Raw genomic sequence first — 2159 nt, forward strand, 5'->3', positions numbered from 1 at the left:
AGAGTCAATACACGATTATCAACTGTACCATGAAGAATAAATGGAAATATAGTTAATATAAAACTAGAAATCTCTAAATATTTTATCCAAGGAGATTGAGACATCTTACTTTTAAACTGACTGATTTTCCTATACTCACTAGCTAATCTAGTATCAAAATCTTTACCAATTTTATTAAAGATTAAAAACTCCAGGATAAAATTACTTATTAATACGATATAAGTAGAAACGTTTCCTGGGAAAAATTTATTGATTAAAATTGGAAAACTCATTAACAGGATCGAGTTTATAGCCAAACAAATAGATACTATTTTATTCTTCACAGAGTATATAGGTAGCGATACTATTGAATAGAGAAACGCTAAAAAAATAAGCACGAAATACTCTGTGCTGCTAATTAGCGGCGCCCTTAATGATAAAAATAGATAGGCACCCCACACGATGATATGCGCTTTACGAATTGACTCTAGATTACTCATCTACCTACTCCTAATATTTAAAGGGAATCCATTTTTAGTTTACATTCTCTTTCAAACAAGTCATAAGCATTTTATGATATTTCCTTCTTCTACATTAGGTAAAGTTGAAATACATTTTTTGCAAGTGAAAATATTATTATTATTTGAAACCCCCAAATATCTATCCCTTTTCTAGACCTAAACCAAGTCAGATTAAAGATACAAATATAATGATAAGGCTTTCTTTTACTTTAGACTACCATAAAACAAGGAATCTTTCAACAAAATTCATTGGCAAACTACTATTCTAGAAGATTGACAGCTCAAATCTTTCAGAATAGAACAATCCTAACTATCGAATATCCTAACTTCATAAATATCCATGTAATTCTAGACTTAGAATTCCTATAAACTAAATGTTTTCGCACTCTTCTAAAACATTGATTGCCTTAAATTTTAATTTTTGAAGGATTCTAAAGCTAGAATAGTCCCATCACAATCAGTTTTGAATTATTATACTCAATGAAAATCAAAGAGCAAACTAGGAAACTAGCCGCAGGCTGTACTTGAGTACGGCAAGGCGACGTTGACGTGGTTTGAATTTGATTTTCGAAGAGTATTAACAATTTAGAAACGCTATGATTCCACTCCTTTTACATTAAAAAGGAACTGCATAAAGCAATCCCTTTCTGATTTTGAAATTATTTACTTAAAATTTGATAGTTGAGATAATCAATAACTCACCTATAAAAGAAATGATAGGATGATTCCTTATTTATTGATTTCAAGCTCCGACAACTGTGTTTGAATAACTGACAGTTCTGCACCAGCCTGAAGAAGAGCAGCTGCAGTATAGGCACCTTCTACAATTGGAACCCTATTGATCATGATACTTTTATCACTGAAATCAGCTACCATTTCTAAGTTCATTTTAGCAGAACCTAGGTCAAAAAAAGCTAATAAAGTATCTGCTGGATTTTCGGAAACAACCCTATCTACTTGATCAAAACTTGTTCCAATTCCTCCATCTTCGGTTCCTCCTACATAAGTAATCGGAACATCTTTAGCTACTTCACTAATCAGTTCAACAACACCTTGTGCAATGTTTTTGGAATGTGAAACGATAACAAGACCAACACTTCCCATTAAACCACCCCAGTTTCTAAAAGAGCAGTAAAGAGTAATCCTGATGAGAATGATCCAGGATCAATATGTCCAAGAGAACGTTCTCCTACATAAGATGCCCTTCCTTTAGTTGCAAGTAAATCTTTGGTAGCATTCACTAGCTTATCAATAACCTCTTGAGTCAATTGACCAGCAGACAAGGCAGCAATAACAGGAGTCCAAACATCAACCATTGTCTTTTCTCCAACTTCTGCTTTCCCACGTTTGACAATCATATCCAAACCACTTTGTAAGATTTCCTCTATTTTCGAATTTGAATCAGCCTTGGCCATGCCCATAAAAGCAGAGCCATACAAGGGACCAGAAGCACCACCTACCTTACTCAGTAGTTGCATTGAGACAAGTTTAAAAACATCACTGCTAGTCTCAAATTGCTTTCCTTCTAAGTTTTCCATAACTGCAGCCATGCCACGCGCCATATTTCCACCGTGGTCTCCATCTCCTATAGGAGTGTCTAGCTCACTAAGGTAATCTTTCTGTTCTTGAATCTTTTTATTAAAAAGCTTCATCCATTCA

General features: G+C 34.1%; 3 protein-coding genes. All 3 read right to left on the bottom strand.

Annotated elements, in window-relative coordinates; translation table 11 throughout:
- On the bottom strand, positions 1–479 hold a 479-nt coding region (locus ACLNCN_RS04445), incomplete at its 3' end, for a hypothetical protein (protein ID WP_424844711.1).
- A gap of 750 nt (positions 480–1229) precedes the next feature.
- On the bottom strand, positions 1230–1604 hold the full coding sequence (gene dhaM, locus ACLNCN_RS04450; RefSeq protein WP_049543605.1) for a dihydroxyacetone kinase phosphoryl donor subunit DhaM: 375 nt from the start codon (positions 1602–1604) through the stop codon (positions 1230–1232).
- The coding region (gene dhaL, locus ACLNCN_RS04455) for a dihydroxyacetone kinase subunit DhaL (protein ID WP_424844712.1) at positions 1604–2159 on the bottom strand (556 nt) is incomplete at its 5' end. The genes dhaM and dhaL, both read right to left, overlap by 1 nt.

It is taken from the genome of Streptococcus sp. CL8.13 (assembly GCF_049737895.1).